Annotated in this window: 15 protein-coding genes; 9 read left to right on the top strand and 6 right to left on the bottom strand. The window is 66.0% G+C overall.

Annotation, left to right across the window (positions count from 1 at the left end; genetic code table 11):
* The first annotated feature begins 7 nt into the window (after positions 1 to 7).
* The 4 genes from N511_RS0110520 to N511_RS24035 all read left to right on the top strand — a co-directional run bounded on the left by N511_RS0110520 (position 8) and on the right by N511_RS24035 (position 3,188).
* Complete coding sequence (locus N511_RS0110520; RefSeq protein ID WP_027679258.1) at positions 8 to 967, top strand: HEAT repeat domain-containing protein; 960 nt, start codon at positions 8 to 10, stop codon at positions 965 to 967.
* The gene (locus N511_RS0110525) at positions 954 to 1,244 is read left to right on the top strand and encodes a DUF971 domain-containing protein (protein ID WP_027679259.1); all 291 of its coding nucleotides are present in this window, start codon (positions 954 to 956) and stop codon (positions 1,242 to 1,244) included. The genes N511_RS0110520 and N511_RS0110525 overlap by 14 nt, the downstream gene beginning before the upstream one ends.
* A 96-nt stretch (positions 1,245 to 1,340) precedes the next feature.
* Positions 1,341 to 2,333 (top strand): sulfonate ABC transporter substrate-binding protein, encoded by a 993-nt coding sequence (locus N511_RS0110530; RefSeq protein ID WP_027679260.1) that lies wholly within the window; start codon positions 1,341 to 1,343, stop codon positions 2,331 to 2,333.
* Positions 2,334 to 2,405: 72 nt separating this feature from the next.
* Positions 2,406 to 3,188, top strand: a complete 783-nt coding sequence (locus N511_RS24035) for a molybdate ABC transporter substrate-binding protein (protein WP_197032040.1) — start codon at positions 2,406 to 2,408, stop codon at positions 3,186 to 3,188.
* A 23-nt stretch (positions 3,189 to 3,211) separates the two neighbouring features.
* On the opposite strand, the gene N511_RS0110540 is transcribed toward N511_RS24035, so the two are convergent.
* Complete coding sequence (locus N511_RS0110540) at positions 3,212 to 3,775, bottom strand: YbhB/YbcL family Raf kinase inhibitor-like protein (RefSeq protein WP_027679261.1); 564 nt, start codon at positions 3,773 to 3,775, stop codon at positions 3,212 to 3,214.
* Between the two features lie 177 nt (positions 3,776 to 3,952).
* Between N511_RS0110540 and N511_RS0110545 the strand changes: the two genes are divergently transcribed.
* Both N511_RS0110545 and N511_RS0110550 read left to right on the top strand, forming a co-directional pair.
* Complete coding sequence (locus N511_RS0110545; protein ID WP_027679262.1) at positions 3,953 to 4,513, top strand: YggT family protein; 561 nt, start codon at positions 3,953 to 3,955, stop codon at positions 4,511 to 4,513.
* A gap of 72 nt (positions 4,514 to 4,585) precedes the next feature.
* Positions 4,586 to 4,768 (top strand): glycine zipper 2TM domain-containing protein, encoded by a 183-nt coding sequence (locus tag N511_RS0110550; RefSeq protein WP_027679263.1) that lies wholly within the window; start codon positions 4,586 to 4,588, stop codon positions 4,766 to 4,768.
* Between the two features lie 40 nt (positions 4,769 to 4,808).
* Here the strand turns inward: N511_RS0110550 and N511_RS0110555 are convergent, their stop codons facing one another.
* Complete coding sequence (locus N511_RS0110555) at positions 4,809 to 5,795, bottom strand: GlxA family transcriptional regulator (RefSeq protein ID WP_027679264.1); 987 nt, start codon at positions 5,793 to 5,795, stop codon at positions 4,809 to 4,811.
* 134 nt (positions 5,796 to 5,929) lie between these two features.
* Here N511_RS0110555 and N511_RS0110560 point away from each other — a divergent pair, with 134 nt between their 5' ends.
* The gene (locus N511_RS0110560) at positions 5,930 to 6,589 is read left to right on the top strand and encodes a cysteine hydrolase family protein (RefSeq protein WP_027679265.1); all 660 of its coding nucleotides are present in this window, start codon (positions 5,930 to 5,932) and stop codon (positions 6,587 to 6,589) included.
* A gap of 51 nt (positions 6,590 to 6,640) precedes the next feature.
* On the opposite strand, the gene N511_RS0110565 is transcribed toward N511_RS0110560, so the two are convergent.
* Positions 6,641 to 7,465 carry an MBL fold metallo-hydrolase gene (locus N511_RS0110565; RefSeq protein ID WP_027679266.1) on the bottom strand — a complete coding sequence of 275 codons (825 nt, stop codon included), beginning with the start codon at positions 7,463 to 7,465 and terminating at the stop codon, positions 6,641 to 6,643.
* Between the two features lie 157 nt (positions 7,466 to 7,622).
* Between N511_RS0110565 and N511_RS0110570 the strand changes: the two genes are divergently transcribed.
* Complete coding sequence (locus tag N511_RS0110570; RefSeq protein WP_027679267.1) at positions 7,623 to 8,225, top strand: helix-turn-helix domain-containing protein; 603 nt, start codon at positions 7,623 to 7,625, stop codon at positions 8,223 to 8,225.
* A gap of 9 nt (positions 8,226 to 8,234) precedes the next feature.
* Here the strand turns inward: N511_RS0110570 and N511_RS0110575 are convergent, their stop codons facing one another.
* Complete coding sequence (locus N511_RS0110575) at positions 8,235 to 8,765, bottom strand: hypothetical protein (protein WP_027679268.1); 531 nt, start codon at positions 8,763 to 8,765, stop codon at positions 8,235 to 8,237.
* Between the two features lie 301 nt (positions 8,766 to 9,066).
* Here N511_RS0110575 and N511_RS0110580 point away from each other — a divergent pair, with 301 nt between their 5' ends.
* Complete coding sequence (locus N511_RS0110580; protein WP_027679269.1) at positions 9,067 to 10,851, top strand: IlvD/Edd family dehydratase; 1,785 nt, start codon at positions 9,067 to 9,069, stop codon at positions 10,849 to 10,851.
* A 21-nt stretch (positions 10,852 to 10,872) separates the two neighbouring features.
* Here N511_RS0110580 and N511_RS0110585 read toward each other — a convergent pair whose 3' ends face one another.
* Both N511_RS0110585 and N511_RS0110590 read right to left on the bottom strand, forming a co-directional pair.
* Positions 10,873 to 11,889, bottom strand: coding sequence for a LacI family DNA-binding transcriptional regulator (locus tag N511_RS0110585; protein WP_027679270.1), 1,017 nt, complete (start codon positions 11,887 to 11,889; stop codon positions 10,873 to 10,875).
* Between the two features lie 85 nt (positions 11,890 to 11,974).
* Positions 11,975 to 12,730, bottom strand: coding sequence for an IclR family transcriptional regulator (locus N511_RS0110590; RefSeq protein WP_027679271.1), 756 nt, complete (start codon positions 12,728 to 12,730; stop codon positions 11,975 to 11,977).
* Between the last annotated feature and the right edge of the window lie 10 nt (positions 12,731 to 12,740).

Here is a 12,740-nt window from a genome sequence, read left to right on the forward strand (position 1 = left end):
GGCCGCGATGACGACAACCCTCCTGGCGCGCCTGCACGACGCCGACGCCGCCACCCGCCGCGTCGCCCTCCTCCAGCTTGCCGATGCGGAAGACGCCGACGCGCTGCCCGATGTGATTGCGCTGCTAGCGCAGGACCCGGCGCCGGAAGTCCGGCTCGAAGCCGCGCGCATCCTGGCGACCTGGGAACAGCCGGACACCGTGGCCGCCCTTGCCCGTGCGCTGGAAGACGTGGATGGCACCGTGCGTGACGCAGCGGCAATCGGCCTGGCGGATTTGAAATCGCCCGACTCGGCGCCCGCGCTGTTGCCTTACGTCGACCATGCCAGCGCCTTTGTGCGCGCCGCCGCGTTGCGTGGGCTGCGTGAGCTGCGCGTGCCCGAGAGCGAAGCGCCCGCGCTGCACGCGCTGCAAGACGCTGACGCCGCGGTGCGCCGCGAAGCCGTTGCGGTGCTCGGCTGGCGCAAGCATGTGGGCGCATTGCCTGCGCTGGCGGAACGCGCACGTCATGACGCAGATGTCGACGTGCGCCGTGCCGCAGTCGGCGCCCTCGGCCTCGCCACCGATGCCGCCGTGCTGCCCGCGTTGCTCGCTGCGCTGCGCGACACCGCCTGGCGCGTGCGCGAGGAGAGCGCCAGCACGCTCGGCAAGCTGCGGGCACTCGCTCCCGACTCGCACGTCACGCAAGCGTTGGTCGAGGCGCTGGCCGATGCGTATTGGCAAGTCCGCCTGCAGGCTGCACGCGCGCTCGGCCGGTGGCGTGCTGCGCATGCCGTCGATACGGTCGCCGCGTTGCTCACGCACCCGATCAGCAATCTGCGCAAGGAAGCCGCGCTCGCCTTGGGCGAAATCGGCGAAGCCGCTGCCCTGCCCGCCCTGCGCAGCGCAGAAACCGATGGCGACCCGGAAGTCGTCAAGGCGGTGCGGATTGCGCTGGCACAAATCGAGAGCGCCCGTGCAGCCCCCTGAGCGCATCGACAACAACGTCGCACAAGGCCGGCTGCGGCTGCACTGGGCAGACGCCGTGGTCGCGCTCGACCACGCGGCATTGCGCAAGGCGTGCCGTTGTGCGGAGTGCCAGTTCAAGCGCCATCACGGCACGCCGATCCACGTGCCGGCAGCCGTGCGCGTCACCACCATCGCGCCCGCGGGTTACGGCGTGCAATTGGTGTTCAGTGATGGACATGCGCGTGGCATCTATCCGTGGGCCTACCTGGCTGAACTGGCTGCCATAGCAACAGGCTGACGCAGCCGCGTCTATGCACATGCAATCTTGTTCGTTCCTTCGCGCGTGCGCGGTCCGTAGCATCGACCGCACAACACCTGACTCGCTGGAGGAATCATGCAAACCCAATCGCCCCATACCGCCACATCGGCTGGCCGACGACGCTGGCTTGCCGCGCTGCTGGGCGCCGGCCTCGCCCTGAGCGCAGGCCTCACCCAAGCCGCAGATCCGGCCGGCACGGTGCGCGTCGGCTTTCAGAAAGCCGGACTGCTGGCAGTCCTGAAAGCGCAAGGCGCGCTCGACAAACCGCTGGCCGAGCTTGGCTACAAGGTGGAATGGAAGGAATTCCCCGCCGGGCCCCAACTGCTGGAAGCACTCAACACCGGCAGCATTGACTTCGGCTACACCGGCGCGCCGCCGGCCGTATTTGCGCAGGCTGCAGGCGCGCGCCTTGTCTATGTGGGGGCCGAGCCGGGCGGCAAGACCAACGAGGCGCTCTTCGTGCTGGACAGCTCACCTGCGCACAGCGTGGCGGACCTGAAAGGCAAGCGCATCGCGTTGCAGAAGGGCTCCAGCTCGAACTACCTGCTGGTGCAACTGCTTCGGCGCGCCAACCTCACGGTGCAGGACATTCAGCCGATCTACCTGCCGCCGGCCGAGGCGCGGGCCGCCTTCGAGAGCGGCGCGGTCGATGCGTGGGTCGTGTGGGATCCGTATTACGCGCTGGCACAGAAGGCGTTGAAGACGCGCACGCTGGGCGATTTCAGCGAGCTGCCGGTATTCAACTTCTACGAAGCGACGCCGGAATTCGTGAAGACGCACCCGCGCGCGGTCAACGCCATCCTGGCCCAGTTGCGCACGGCGGGGCTGTGGGTGAATCAGCATCCGCAGGAGACCGCCGCCCTGCTGGCGCCCAAGCTCGGCATCGAACAGCCCGTTGTCGAGACCTGGCTGCGCCGCGTGCCCTACGGCGTCACGCCGGTCACGCCGCAGATCGTGGCTTCGCAGCAGCAGATTGCAGACCTGTTCCTGCAGCAGAAGCTGATTCCGAAACCGGTGAACGTGCAAAGCGCTGTCTGGCAGGCGAGCTTCCCCGTCGCGGGGTTGTGACCGCATCTGCCGTGGGTTGTCGTTGTCATGCAGTGCTAAGGTGCGGCACCGACACGTAATCGGAGCCGCATCGTGATTTCGAGAATCCCGTTTCTGGCAGCGCTCTTGGCGCTGTGCGCCGCCGGCACCGTCTGCACCGTCGGCACGGCAAGCGCTGCAGACATCAGCGTCCTCACGGCGGGCGCATTCCGGCCCGTGCTGGACGCGTTGGCACCGTCGATCGAACGCACGGCCGGTGTCCACCTGATCATCGCCAACGGCACGGCGGGCGAACTGGCCAAGCGCATTCAGAACGGCGAAGCCTTTGACGTGGCGATCCTGCCCGAGCCCGTGGCAAAGGCCCTCAGCACGTCGGGCTATCTGGCCCCCACGCTCAGCAACGTGGGCCGCGTCGGCATTGGCGTGGCGGTGCCCGAGGGCGCATCCAGGCCCGATATCTCGACGGTCGAGCAGTTCAGACAGACCTTGCTGGCGGCGCCCTCGGTGGCGTATCTGGACCCGGCAGCCGGTGGATCGTCTGGCATGTATCTATCGAAGCTCTTCGAGACGCTCGGCATTGCGCAGGCGATTGCGCCGAAGGCTGTGCTCGTTCACGGCGGGCTGGTGGGCACGCGGCTCGTCGACGGCAGCGCCGCCCTGGCCGTGCATCAGATCAGCGAACTGCTTGCGGTGCCGCGCATCCAGTACGTCGGGCCCTTGCCTGCAGCCGTCCAGAACTACACCGTGTATGCCGTGGGCGTGAGTCCCCATGCGAAGAACCTTGCAGACGCACAGACGCTGATACAGGCGCTGCATGGCAAGGACGCGGCTGCCCTCCTCGAGCGCAAGGGCATGGAACCGGCGGCGCCACGGTAAGCGCGGCGGCCAGCGTCTTCTCTTCAGAAGTTGCCGAAGCGGCCGATCCAGGCGGCGGCGCCTTTGCTATGCCCCTTGATGGCGGCGTCGAGTTCAGCCCGCGTCAGCCCATTGGGCAGCGCGTCCGGCGCCAGATCCGTGGCGATCAGCACAAAGACGTAGTGGTGCATGCCCGTGCCCTTGGGCGGACACGGCCCGAGATACGCCGGCTTGCCGATGGCGTTCTGGCCCATGCGCAGCCCGCTGTCGGTGCCGGCACCTTCCGCCAGGCTCGTCTGCGTGGCCGGGATGCCGTACGCCATCCAGTGGTTCACGCCCAGGCCGCCCGCGCCCTGCGGGTCGGTGGCAATCAGCACGAGGCTGTGGGTGCCGGCCGGGACGTTGGACCAGTGCAGCGGCGGCGAGACGTTGTCGCCCGTGCAATTGGCATTGGCGGGGTTCTTCCCGGCGTACTTGCGGTCCATGACGCCGTTGTCGGCAAAGGCAGGCGATTCCACGGTGAACGTGGTATCGGCCTGCGCATGCACATGCGGCACGGCAGACAGGCACGCCAGCGACAACAACGCGCGAAACAAGGTGGGTTTCAAGGCGGGTCTCCTCACAGGGAAAACAGCGAACGGGCACCACAATACGCGAATGCGCCACGCCTGCGCAGAGACACCGGCGCACAGATCCCCGTCAGATTGCCGTGCGACAATACCGCGCCCCAGCACGCGCGTTTGCCGCGCGCTTTTGCCCGACCTGACCATAGGAGAACCGGACGCATGTTCGGCGATATCACGCGTTTTCTGCTCGACACGATCTTCTCGCTCTTTGGCGCGGCGCTGCTGCTGCGCGCCTGGACGCAAGCGGTGCGGCTGTCACCGCGCAATCCGCTGTCGCAGGCCATCTTCCAGCTGACCGGCTGGCTGGTGCACCCGCTGCGCCGGGTGATTCCGGCCACGGGCTATATCGACTGGTCGTCGCTGGTGGCGGCTTACCTCACGGCGCTTGTGTATCTCTTCCTGCTGCTGGCATCGGTTGGCTTGAGCCCGATTGCGCTTGTGCCGATGGGCTTTGTGGCCGCGCTGTTCACCGTGCTCAAGTGGGCGTTCAACGTGCTGGTGTGGGTGACCATTGCGTCGGCCGTGCTGTCGTGGATGGGCCCGGCATCGCCCATGGGCGCCGTGCTCAACACGCTGGTCGACCCGCTCTTGCGCCCGATCCGCCGCGTGGTGCCGCCGCTGGGCGGGCGGCTCGATCTGTCTCCGCTGATCCTGCTGGTGATCGCGCAGGTGATCGTGATCGCGCTGTCGCATCTTTCGCTGTCACCGCTGTTCATGTGAGCGCGGCACGCGCTTTGCTCGACTGAGGGATATGCCGGCCACTGCTTCTGGCCGGCGACTCAGGAGGACATCATGAATGCATGGAAGACAGCGCTGATATGCGCACTTGCCGCGCTGGCGCCCACGCTCACGGCGTGTACGGCCGGCGGCGCGGTGGCAGGCGGTGTGGCGGGCCACGAAATGACGCACAGCACAGCCGGGACGATAGGAGGTGCCGCAGCCGGCGCCGTCATCGGCCACGAGCTGAGCAAGTAAGCAACACACCACAGCGGCTGACCAGCCGCTTTTTTTCTTTTCAGGCTTGCGCAAACAAGGCGCGGTAAGCGCTGGGCGACGTGTGATACGTCCGGCTGAAATGCTGCCGCAGCGACACCGCGCTGCCGAACCCCGCCAGTTGCGCAATCGCTTCGACCGGCTGGCGCGTGGTCTCCAGCATCCGCTGCGCATAGGCCAGACGCTGCCCCAGCAACCATTGACCGACGGTGGTTCCCGTCAGCTCACGGAAGCGCCGGGTGAAATTGCGGCGGCTCATGGCCGCCCGCTCGGCGAGCGAGTCCAGCGAGTGTGGCTCCGCGAGGTTGGCCACCGTCCAGTTCAGCAGATCCGACAGGCGATCGCCGCCGGGGGCATCGTGCAGCGGTTGCTCGATGTATTGCGCCTGGCCGCCCTGCCGGTGCGGCGCAACCACCAGCCGCCGTGCAATGCGGTTGGCCACCTCCGCACCATGCCAACGGCGCACGAGGTGAAGGCAGCAATCCAGCCCGGCGGCCGTGCCTGCGGAGGTCACAAGACGGCCGTCGGCAGCGTCCAGATAGAGCACATCCGGCACAAGCTTTACGCGCGGGTAGCGCTGCGAGAACGCATCGGCGGCGCTCCAATGCGTGGTCGCCTCATGGCCGTCGAGCACGCCTGCTTCGGCCAGCACAAACGCGCCCAGGCACAGGCCGACCACGGTGGCACCGCGCGCATAGGCATCGCCCACCGCATTCACCATCGCCGCCGGCGGCCGCTCGTCCGTATCACGCCATGACGGCACGATCAGCACGTCGGCGCGGGCGGCATCTTCGAGCGTGAACTCCGTCTGCACGGCAAACCCGGCTGTGGTGCGCAGGCCGCCCTTCCTCGCGGGCTCGTCGGCGCAGATCCGCAGGTGGTAGGACGGCAGCCCTGCCCAGACGCGGTCTTCAAACACAAGACACGGCACGGAAAGGTGAAACGGGCTGATGTCGTTAAAGGCTAGAACGGCGATTTGCTGGGGATGCTGAGATGGCTGGGCTTGCATACAGGCTCCGCGCTTTGGCCCGATTCTTTCGATAAACGTCTTTCGGGCCACTGTCGGGAAGGATAGTCATCCGCGAAGATGCTGTCCACGGGCTCACGCAAATGCCCGATCCAACCGACCTTGAGGAGTCAGCCATGACTACGAACAACACCCCGAAGCGCGCCCTGATCGTCATCGATGTGCAGAACGAATATTTCACCGGCGGCCTGCCAATCGAGTATCCGGACCCGCAGCAGACCGTCGCCAACATCGGTGTCGCCATGGATGCGGCACGCGAGGCGGGCATTCCGGTGATCGTCGTGCAGCAGACCTCGCCGGCCAGCTCGCCGCTGTTTGCCATCGACACCGACGGCTGGCAATTGCACCCAGTGGTGGCGTCGCGCCCCCATGACCACTATCTGCGCAAGCTGCTACCGAGCGCCTATCCGGAGACGGACCTGGCGCAATGGCTGGAAGCGCGCGGCATCGATACGCTGACCGTGGTCGGCTACATGACGCACAACTGCGATGCATCCACGATCAATCACGCCCTGCACAACGGCACGGCGGTGGAATTCCTGCACGACGCATCGGGCGCGGTGCCGTATCAGAACCAGGCCGGCTTTGCGAGCGCGGAAGAGATCCACCGCGTGTTCAGCGTGGTGCTCCAATCGCGCTTCGCGGCGGTCATGTCGACCCAGGAATGGGTGCACAGCGTGAAGACCGGTGCGGTGCCGGTGCGCGACAACATCTACAAGTCGAATCAGCGGGCGCGGGGGCTGCTCAAGGACGGGGTGGCGCAGCAGGCTGCGTGATGCTGCACGCGCAGGCTCAGCGCGGGCTGGTTCGATGTGTGGTCCGATGCCTTAATCACGGCCCGTCGTGCGGCATTCAACGGCTTGGAAGGTGAAATCTTCACCACGCCTGGTCACCTGGCCGATACCGGGAAAGTCGAGATGCGCGCCCGCGACGTAGTAGTCCGGGCGCGCTGTTCTTTCCAGGATCGCCTTGCGCGTAGCACGTGCCTTGGGCTGGCTGTCATCAAGCTCCCAGGTCAGTTCCGGACGCCCGAATTGAATGGACGGTACGTGAATGATGTCGCCCCACACCAGGAGGTGCCCGGCACTGCTTCTGACTTCATAGACGGTGTGCCCTTGCGAATGCCCGGCGGCCCGCACGGCGGTGATCCGATCGCTGACGATCAGCCCATCGTCAACCGGTGCCACACGATCGCGCACTGGCGCGAGCCGCCCGGTGATTTCCGATACCTCTTCCTTCGGGATCAGGATGCGTTCCGCCTTGGGAAATGCCTCCGAACCATCCGGAGCAATAAGCCCGTGCACATGGTCTTCATGCGTGTGCGTGACCGCTACCTGAGTGATGGTGTTTCTGTCGATGCCGCATTCCTGCAATCCGCTCAGGAGGCCGCCCATCGAATCGTCCAGTGCGTTCGATGCGCCGGTATCGATCAGGACAGACGTGCCCTTGTGGACGACCAGGAACGCGTTGACTGACAACCGCAGCTGACCGTTCACGACGGGAACGCCGGCAGGCAGCGTGTCGAGGGGCTCGCCGGATGCCTGGCACAGCCGTGTCGTCGGCACGTCGATGTAGCCATCGCGCAGCGCGACGACCTGGACATCGCCGAATTCAAAGGCAGCGTAGCGCTGGCCTTGCGAAATCAGTTTCATGCTGCCCATGCTTCGCCTCCATTGGTTTATTTCTAAGAAATCTATCTTCTATAGAAGACATTTACAAGAAAAAAATGGCATTTTGACTTGGACGTTCTTCCATCGTGGACATAATGTCAGCCTGGCGAGTTTGCGTCGGTAAGGCAAAGGAGGCGTGTTGGCAAAGCAGGATGAAGACGTGAGGCAGCAAGATGACGACGAGGCGTCGTCGCGTGCCTTTGGTGGGCGTGTGCGCAAGCTGCGGGAGGCCGCCGGGCTGACGCTGGAACAGTTTTCCCAACGCTCGGGCGTCAGCCGGGCGATGCTGTCCAAAGTGGAGCGCGGAGAAAAAAGCCCGACCATCGGGATTGCAGCCAAGATCGCCCACAGCCTGCAGACCTCGTTGACGGAGCTGGCCGGGGGCGGTGCATCAGAAGGCGCGGTGGTGCGCATGCGCCGAGCTGAGCGGCCCGTCTTCCGCGATCCGGAAACCGGCTTTGAGCGGCATATCGTTTCACCGGCGACGGGCGGCGGGCGCGTCGAACTCCTCTATCACTACCTTCCGCCCGGCGTCTCAACCGGGATACTGCCCGGCTACCCTGCCGGGGCCGAAAAGCAAATCGTGGTAACCATCGGCAACCTCGTCGTCGAGTTCAAAAACACCAAGGAATACCTGGGGCCCGGCGACTCGCTGTTCTTTGAGGCGAACGTGGAGCACGGCTTCGCCAATCAGACGGCGGAGCCTTGCGCGTACTTCATGGTCGTGTCGCGCCACGCGTGAGCAAAGTACTCAGCCGGCCACACCTTCTTCGGCCGGCAAAAACCCACGGAACGACACTTCCACCTGCTCCACCATCGACGCCGATGTGGCTTCGCGCAGGGCCGCCAGCAGCGCATCGAACGCGCTTTCCACGGAAGCGCGGTCGGTGGCCTCCACCAGGCGCTGGCGGATCGGATGCTCGGCCGAGCTGAATGTGCGCGCCGCAATGTCCATGAGGTACATGCGCGCCGCCGCCAGCGAACGCTTGCGCGCCGGCGCAGCCGGCTTGGGCGTCTCGGGCTGCGGCTCGGCCACCTGAACGAAGGCGGGCTCGCCGGCAACATCGGTTGCGCTTTGAATGAAGCCTGCCTGCACCAGCTCGAACACGGCCTGCGCTTCCAGGCCGAGCTGGCCGGCACGTACAGCGAGGTCCTCGCCCGTGACTTGGCCATCGACCATGATGAGCAGCGCGCGGCTTGAGCGGCTGAGCACGCCGCCGCGCGTGGCGATTTCACGTCGCCCCGCGTCAGTCTTTTCGAATCGTGCAGATAACGCCTGCATGGCAGCCCCCATCCTCCCCCCGAAGATCGGCCCAACATAGGGCGCGTTGTTTGCAGAATCGTGAAACCGCAAGCCCTCCCCCACTAGCCGGGGGAGCGGCAAACGCTTGCGCTCAGGCAGGTGTCAGCAAATCCAAACACCCTCTCCGAAAGCAGGGCTGATAACACGCGCTATTGCCTGCGCCTTCTTCCGGCTCTACCATGCGTTGTTACCGGTACCAAAATTGCATCCCAGGCTTCCGGAAAGCGCCTCGCCGATTCCCCGTAGAGGGAACCGCCCACCACATAACAACCGAGACACCATGCCCGCCCAACCTCCACGCCGACTGCGCAGCCAGCTTTGGTTCGACGACCCGAGCCACGCAGACATGACCGCCCTCTACGTCGAACGCTTCATGAACTACGGCCTGACGCGCGAAGAGTTGCAGTCAGGCCGGCCGATCATCGGGATCGCGCAGACGGGCAGCGACCTGGCGCCCTGCAACCGGCACCACATCGAGCTGGCGCAGCGTGTGAAGGCCGGCATACGCGACGCGGGCGGCATTCCGATGGAGTTTCCGGTTCACCCGCTGGCCGAGCAGAGCCGCCGACCGACTGCCGCGCTCGATCGCAATCTCGCGTATCTCGGTCTGGTCGAGATCCTCCACGGCTTCCCGCTCGACGGCGTCGTGCTGACCACAGGGTGCGACAAGACCACGCCCGCCTGCCTGATGGCCGCCGCCACGGTGGACCTGCCAGCCATCGTCCTGTCTGGTGGGCCGATGCTGGACGGCTGGCACGAAGGCAAACGGGTCGGCTCCGGCACCGTCATCTGGCATGCGCGCAACCGGCTGGCTGCCGGCGACATCGACTACGAAGGCTTCATGGAGCTGACCACCGCGTCGTCGCCGTCGATCGGCCACTGCAACACGATGGGCACGGCGCTGTCGATGAACAGCCTAGCCGAAGCGCTGGGCATGTCGCTGCCCGGGTGCGCCAGCATTCCGGCGGCGTATCGCGAGCGTGGGCAGATGGCCTATGCCACGGGCAAGCGCATCGTCGACCTCGTGCGTGAAGACATCCGGCCCTCGACGATCATGACGCGCGCGGCATTCGAGAACGCCATCATGGTGGCTTCGGCGCTTGGCGCGTCGACCAACTGCCCGCCGCACCTCATCGCAATCGCGCGCCACATGGGCGTGGAACTCAGCCTCGAAGACTGGCAGCGCCACGGAGAATCGGTGCCGCTGCTGGTGAACTGCATGCCGGCCGGCGAATATCTGGGGGAGAGTTTTCACCGTTCGGGCGGCGTGCCCGCCGTGCTGCGCCAGCTCGACGCGGGCGGGTTGCTGCGGCGCGATTGTCTTACCGTCTCTGGCCGCACGATCGGCGCGATTGCCGATGCCGCGCCCGACGCCGACCGCGATGTCATCTTCCCTGTGGACGCGCCGCTCAAGCATCGAGCGGGCTTCATCGTGCTGTCGGGCAATTTCTTTGACAGCGCCATCATGAAGATGTCGGTGGTAGGTGAAGCATTCCGGCAGACCTACCTGAGCGAGCCCGGCGCGGAAAACGTCTTCGAGACGCGCGCGATCGTCTTCGATGGCCCAGAGGACTATCACGCCCGCATCAACGATCCTGCGCTGGCGATCGACGAGCGCTGCATCCTCGTCATCCGCGGCTGCGGAACGGTCGGTTATCCGGGCAGCGCGGAGGTCGTCAACATGGCGCCGCCGGCGGCACTGGTCAAGCAGGGGATCGAATCGCTGCCGTGCATGGGCGATGGCCGGCAGAGCGGCACCTCGGCGAGTCCGTCCATTTTGAACATGTCGCCCGAGGCGGCGGCGGGTGGCGGCCTGGCGCTCCTGCGCACGGGCGATCGCATCCGCGTGGACCTCAACGCCCGCAAGGTCGATGTCTTGGTGGACGCGGAAGAGCTTGAGCGCCGGCGTGAAACCGCAACGTTCAGCGTGCCGCAATCGCAAACGCCTTGGCAGGAACTCTATCGGCAGTTTGTCGGGCAGCTTTCGACGGGCGGATGCCTGGAGCCGGCAACCCTGTATCTGAACGTGATCGAGACACGCGGCAATCCGCGGCACTCGCATTGACGTTGTGTATAAAGCCGCCGGCTATGCGCTCTCGCGTTCGACCACGCTGAAGTCGATGCGCGAGCGCTTGGGCGCGCCCGTGGCCTCGCCAACGCCGAGTGCATCGAGCAAGACCTCGCCCGTGCGCAGGCCGATGCCATAGGCATCGACGGAAATCGTCGTGATGGTCGGATGGCAGCACCACGCGACTTCAAAATTGCCGAAGCCCGCCACAGCGATGTCGCCGGGCACCGACAGGCCGCGCCGGTGGCATTCCATGATGGCGCCGAATGCGGACATGTCGCTCACGCACATCACGGCATCGGTATCGGGCCACGCTTGCAGCAAAGCGGCCATCGCGGGGCCGCCGTGGCTCATCGTGATGGGCGATTCGCCCAGGCGGATCACACGCGGCTCGCCTAGGCCAAGCGCCTTGATTCCGCTGACGTATCCGCGCATGCGGTCGGTGCCGCGGCGGTCCAGTTCGCTGGCGCCGCACAGGAAGCCGATGCGCCGGTAGCCCCGTTTGTGCAGGTGATGCACCATCGCGAGCGACGCCTTGGCGTTCGAGAACCCGACCGCCCTGTCGATCGGGCGCTCAGGCAGATCCCACATCTCGACGATCGGGATCCCGGCGCGCTCCAGCAGCGTGCGCGTGCCTGCACTGTGGTGGCGCCCGGTCAAGGCGATGCCACGCGGCTGATGGCGCAGCAGCGACTTCACCAGCGCCTCCTCCTGATCGAGGTGGTAGTCGGTATCACCCAGCAGCAGTTGCAGACCATGGGGCGCGAGCGCATCGCTGAGCCCGCGCACGGTATCGGCAAAGTTGGAACTGGCCAGCGAAGGCACCAGGGCGGCGACGAATTCCGATCGGCCGCTGGACAGCATCCCGGCCGCGGCCGTGGCAACGTAGCCGAGCGCGTCGATGGCCTCTTGCACGCGCGCGCGGGTTTCGGGCGACACGCTGCCGCCTGCCAACACACGTGACACGGTCATCTTCGACACGCCGGCAACGCGCGCAACATCGGCCATGCGAGGAGGAGTGGTGCCGGTGGTCATGAGAAACGCCTACGCGCCAAAGGAAAGAGGAAAGAAAAAAGAGGAGTGGCGATCATAGCGGAACCGGCCACGCAGCAGCCCGCCGCTATGCCTGCGCGAGCGCGCGGCCGATGCGGTCCGCCATGCCTGCAACACCGACGACGAGGCGCTTCTCCCGGCGGGCGTCCAATCTGCTGACAGGCACGCTGGAACTCACCGCAACGCGCTTTCCCAGCGGCGTCACACCCACGAACGCCGCAAAGCAGGCCAGCCCCGCCACCACCTCCTCGCGCTCCGTCGCAAGGCCTCGCACGCGAATGCGCTCAAGCTCATTGAGCAAATCGGCGCGGCGCGTGGTGGTGTGCTCCGTCATGGCGGCAAGACGCGCCGGCAGCAGCGCACACACCGCTTCGTCATCGAGGCTCGCCAGCAGCGCCTTGCCCAGCGCGCAGCAATGGGCCGGCAGGCGCAGGCCGACATCCGATACCAGGCGCACCGGCCGCGGCGCATCCTCCCGCGCGATATAGACGACCTCCGTGCCGTCGAGCACGGCGAGCTGCACGACTTCGTTGTGCGTGGCCACGAAAGCGGCGGATTCGCGCCGGAACGCTGCCAGCAGGCTGTCGTGACGGAAATAGGCGTTGCCCAGCTCAAACAACGTCAAGCCGATCAGGTAGCCGTCGCCCCGCTTCTCGATCCAGCGTCGCTTTTCGAGCGACTCCAGCAGCAGGTACAAGGTGCTTCTGGACATGCCCGTCGCCTCCGCCAACGCAGCCGGCCGCACGGGCGACGTCGCCGCACAGAGTATCTCCAGCACGTCATGAATGCGCTTGAGTGCTGGCACCTCATAGTCTGTCTTCACTGGAAACCTG

It is taken from the genome of Ralstonia sp. UNC404CL21Col, assembly GCF_000620465.1.
GTDB classification, from domain to species: Bacteria; Pseudomonadota; Gammaproteobacteria; order Burkholderiales; family Burkholderiaceae; genus Ralstonia; species Ralstonia flatus.

What these genes read in the sequence shown, in the direction of transcription:
- N511_RS0110520 (WP_027679258.1), top strand. Translation starts at nt 8, where the DNA reads ATGACGACAACCCTCCTGGCGCGCCTGCACGACGCCGACGCCGCCACC.
- N511_RS0110530 (WP_027679260.1), top strand. Translation starts at nt 1,341, where the DNA reads ATGCAAACCCAATCGCCCCATACCGCCACATCGGCTGGCCGACGACGC.
- N511_RS0110545 (WP_027679262.1), top strand. Translation starts at nt 3,953, where the DNA reads ATGTTCGGCGATATCACGCGTTTTCTGCTCGACACGATCTTCTCGCTC.
- N511_RS0110550 (WP_027679263.1), top strand. Translation starts at nt 4,586, where the DNA reads ATGAATGCATGGAAGACAGCGCTGATATGCGCACTTGCCGCGCTGGCG.
- N511_RS0110555 (WP_027679264.1), bottom strand. Translation starts at nt 5,795, where the DNA reads ATGCAAGCCCAGCCATCTCAGCATCCCCAGCAAATCGCCGTTCTAGCC.
- N511_RS0110560 (WP_027679265.1), top strand. Translation starts at nt 5,930, where the DNA reads ATGACTACGAACAACACCCCGAAGCGCGCCCTGATCGTCATCGATGTG.
- N511_RS0110565 (WP_027679266.1), bottom strand. Translation starts at nt 7,465, where the DNA reads ATGAAACTGATTTCGCAAGGCCAGCGCTACGCTGCCTTTGAATTCGGC.
- N511_RS0110575 (WP_027679268.1), bottom strand. Translation starts at nt 8,765, where the DNA reads ATGCAGGCGTTATCTGCACGATTCGAAAAGACTGACGCGGGGCGACGT.
- N511_RS0110580 (WP_027679269.1), top strand. Translation starts at nt 9,067, where the DNA reads ATGCCCGCCCAACCTCCACGCCGACTGCGCAGCCAGCTTTGGTTCGAC.
- N511_RS0110585 (WP_027679270.1), bottom strand. Translation starts at nt 11,889, where the DNA reads ATGACCACCGGCACCACTCCTCCTCGCATGGCCGATGTTGCGCGCGTT.